The sequence below is a fragment of the Streptomyces sp. UH6 genome, assembly GCF_013421635.1.
GTDB classification, from domain to species: Bacteria; Actinomycetota; Actinomycetes; order Streptomycetales; family Streptomycetaceae; genus Streptomyces; species Streptomyces abyssomicinicus.
In genome coordinates this window covers 1-3,637 of sequence record NZ_JACADT010000577.1, presented here as the reverse complement: position 1 = coordinate 3,637, position 3,637 = coordinate 1, and the positions used below count along the sequence as shown (strand labels likewise).

At 73.2% G+C, this 3,637-nt stretch carries 4 protein-coding genes; 3 read left to right on the top strand and 1 reads right to left on the bottom strand.

Features of this window, described 5'->3' with window-relative positions:
• Window positions 1-507 (bottom strand): DUF2617 family protein (locus tag HW445_RS22330; RefSeq protein WP_180222757.1); only part of this gene is annotated, 507 nt, incomplete at its 3' end.
• A 254-nt stretch (window positions 508-761) separates the two neighbouring features.
• On the opposite strand from HW445_RS22330, the gene HW445_RS22325 reads away from it, so the two are divergent.
• From HW445_RS22325 to HW445_RS22315, 3 genes are all read left to right on the top strand, one after another.
• On the top strand, window positions 762-1,094 hold the full coding sequence (locus tag HW445_RS22325; protein ID WP_180222756.1) for a hypothetical protein: 333 nt from the start codon (window positions 762-764) through the stop codon (window positions 1,092-1,094).
• Between the two features lie 219 nt (window positions 1,095-1,313).
• Window positions 1,314-2,513: a pyridoxal phosphate-dependent aminotransferase gene (locus HW445_RS22320; RefSeq protein ID WP_180222755.1), complete on the top strand. Its 1,200-nt coding sequence runs from the start codon at window positions 1,314-1,316 to the stop codon at window positions 2,511-2,513.
• Between the two features lie 184 nt (window positions 2,514-2,697).
• A partial coding sequence (locus HW445_RS22315) for a serine/threonine-protein kinase (RefSeq protein ID WP_180222754.1) occupies window positions 2,698-3,637 on the top strand: 940 nt, incomplete at its 3' end.

Genomic DNA, 3,637 nt, shown 5'->3' with positions numbered 1-3,637 from the left:
GCCCACGCCGAGGGCGACCGTGGTGCGCGTCGCCACCAGCTGCCGGTCCTGGGGGTAGGCGTGCCAGGTGCGCCAGACCGTTTCGCCCTGGGTGCGCTGCGCGAGCAGCGCGGTGAAGGCGTGCGGGTCGCCGGGGAAGACCCCCACCAGCCCGTACGGGTGGTCGGAGACCAGGGCGATCAGTTCCTGCGCCCGGCCGGCGAACGCCGGCGGGGAGAGCACCTCGACCCGGGCGGCGAACTCGTACTCCCAGCCGCCCACCCGCTTGGCCACCCCCAGGGGCAGCGGCGTGCTGGAGCCGGGGATGCAGGCCACCGTCTCCGAGCAGGCGCCGTCCTCCCGCTCCAGGATGACCTGGTGGGAGGCGCCGAGCAGCCGCAACTGGAGCCGCACGTCGGTGAACCGGAGGTTCAGCGTGGCCAGGGCGGGCTGTGGCTCCCGCCCGAGCGCCCAGGCGAGGTCGGAGGCACGGGTGTCGCTGTAGGAGGTTGTCAGGGTCGTGAGCATGGGTCGGCTCCGCTGGCACGCAGAAGGGGATGTCGGACCGGCCGCCCCTGGGGCCGGCAGCCAGGGGAGACGGTTCTGCCCCGGCCGGGAAGGCGGCCGCTCAGGTGGCGCGACCGTCCGCGGGGCTGCGTCGGCGAGTAGAGAAAAGCACGAACGCCGGCAACGCCACAGCGTTTTTACCCAACTTCGTCGGCTTTCCATCCTTCGGTGGGCTCTTCGGCTCAACTGTTCAACGGCACACCACGTTCGCCCACTTGTCCGTACGCACGAGGACGCCCGCCGGGAGATTCACCACCCCCGGCGGGCGTCCGCGGTTGACGCCGGGTCAGCTTCCGCCGCCGCAGCCACCCCCGCCACCGCAGGAGGAACCTCCGCCGCAGGACGACGAGCTGCTCCCGCACGAGGACGACGAGCCGCTGCCGCTGCCGCTGCCGCAGGACGACCCTCCGGACGAACCGCTGTCGCCGCCGCCGACCCACCAGGCGCCGGCGGTCGAGTCACCGGAGTGCGACGACCCCGACGAGTGCGACGAGTGCGACGTGCGCGACGAACCCGAGCGGTGGACGCGACCGCTCCTCACGGGCTGAACGGCCGCCCGCCTGCTCATGACGACCACCCAGCCGACCAGCAGCACCACCGGCAGGCCCACGACGATCACGATGACGGCTGTCAACACGGCACCGCCCTCCTTCCACGCTCCCCCGAAGCTCCCCCCGTGGGCGCCTCACTCCGCAGCGTGCTCCGGTGATGCCCGAGGCGGCAACGGATCAACACAGAGTTGAGCAAGGCCAGAGCTTGGGCGCAGGATGGCCGCCATGAGCATCCCCGACCGGGCCGCCCGCCCTCTCCTCAACCGCCGTCTCGCCGAGTTCGGGACGACCGTCTTCGCCGAGATGTCCGCCCTCGCGGCGGCCACCGGCTCCATCAACCTGGGCCAGGGGTTCCCCGACACCGACGGTCCCGAGGAGATCCGCGAGGCGGCGGTACGGGCCCTGCGGGACGGCCGGGGCAACCAGTACCCGCCGGGCCCGGGCATCCCCGAGCTCCGCCGGGCGATCAGCGCGCACCAGCTGCGACGCTACGGCCTGGCCCACGACCCGGACACCGAGGTGCTGGTCACCGCGGGCGCCACCGAGGCGATCGCCGCGGCGCTGCTGGCCCTGGTGGAACCGGGCGACGAGGTGGTGGCGCTGGAGCCGTACTACGACTCCTACGCCGCCTGCGTGGCGATGGCGGGCGGGCGCCGGGTACCGGTCACGCTGCGGCCGCACGAGGGGGCCTTCCGCCTCGACCTGGACGAACTCCGCGACGCCGTCACCGACCGGACCCGGTTGCTGCTGATCAACACCCCGCACAACCCGACCGGCACGGTCCTCACCCGGGCGGAGCTGGCGGCGATCGCCGAACTCGCCGTCGAGCGCGACCTGCTGGTGCTCACCGACGAGGTCTACGAGCACCTGGTCTACGACGAGGCCGAACACATCCCGCTCGCCTCCTTCCCCGGCATGCGCGAGCGCACGGTGACCATCTCCTCCGCCGGCAAGACGTTCTCCTTCACCGGCTGGAAGGTCGGCTGGATCACCGGATCGCCGGAGCTGGTCACGGCGGTGCGGTCGGCGAAGCAGTTCCTCACCTACGTCTCCGCCGGTCCCTTCCAGTACGCGGTCGCCGAGGCGCTCGCGCTGCCGGACTCCTACTTCGACGGCCTGCGCGCGGACCTCACCGCCAAGCGGGAACTGCTGACGGCGGGCCTGGAGACGGCCGGCTTCGGCGTCTTCCGCCCGGCCGGCACGTACTTCGTCACCACGGACATCCGCCCGCTCGGCGAGCGTGACGGCGTCGCCTTCTGCCGTGAGCTGCCGAAGCGGGCGGGCGTGGTGGCCATCCCCACCGCCGTCTTCTACGACGACCGGGAGGCGGGCGCGCCGTTCGTCCGGTTCGCCTTCTGCAAGAAGGACGAGGTGCTGCGCGAGGCGGCGACCCGCCTCGCCTCGCTCGCCGGCTGACGGGGCCGTGGCGGCCGGAGCAGGGCCGTGGCGGCTGGAGCAGGGTGGCCGTGGCGACGGGGGAGGTCCGCGGCGGCCGGGGGGGCGGCTGCGTCCGGTGAAGCTTTCCGGAAGATCGCCTCACCCTCCGCCCGGTCCGTGCACACTGAACGCGTTCCGGCGCGTTCAGTGAACAGGGGGAGCCTTGACGGGTAGCGAGCACGACGGTCTGCGCGGCAGCGGTGCGAAGCCGCTCGAGGAGCGGGACCCGCGCCGCGTCGGCCCCGTGCGTCTCCTCGGCCGCCTCGGCGCGGGTGGCATGGGGCGGGTGTACCTCGGCGTGTACGAGGGACAGTACGTCGCCGTCAAGCAGGTGCTGCCCTCCCTCAACGACGAGGACGGCGTGTTCCTGAGGCGCTTCGGGCACGAGCTGGACAACCTGGCCAGGCTGCCGGCCGACTCGACCGCCCCGCTGCTGGTGAGCGACCGGACGGAGGGCCCCGCGGGCCCTCCCTGGTTCGCCACGGCCTACGTCCCCGGCATCACGCTGGGCGACGCGCGTCAGCTCTGCGGCGGCACCCTTCCCCCGTCGACGCTGTGGCCGCTGCTGCGTGAGGCCGCCGAGGGCCTGGCCGCCGTGCACGAGCTGGGCATGGTGCACCGCGACCTCAAGCCGTCCAACGTGATGCTGACCGCCGACGGCGCCACGCTCATCGACTTCGGCGTGGCCCGCGCGGCCGACCAGACCGAGCTGACCCACGCGGGCATGGTGATCGGCACCCCTGCCTACATGGCACCCGAGCAGGCGTCGGGGCACCCGGGGCGTGAACTCACCGGTGCGGTCGACGTGTTCGCCCTGGGCTCGGTCCTGGCCTGCGCCGCGACGGGCAGTCCGCCGTTCGGCGACGAGTCGGGTCCCGCAGTCCTCTACCGCATCGTCCACGAGACGCCCGAGCTGGGCGACCTGGCCGAGGTGGACGCCGAACTCGCCGACGTGGTGCGGTCCTGCCTCGCCAAGCGGCCGGAGGACCGCCCGACGGCCGCCGAACTGCTGCGGCTGGCCGAGGCGAAGGGACCGTTCACGCCTCCGCTCTGGCCGGAGCCGGTGGCGGACGCGGTGGCGGAGCGTGCGGAGTTCACCCGTC

Bases quoted from the DNA above. Each gene is read 5' to 3' on its own strand.
- HW445_RS22320 (WP_180222755.1), top strand. From the start codon at position 1,314: ATGGCCGCCATGAGCATCCCCGACCGGGCCGCCCGCCCTCTCCTCAAC.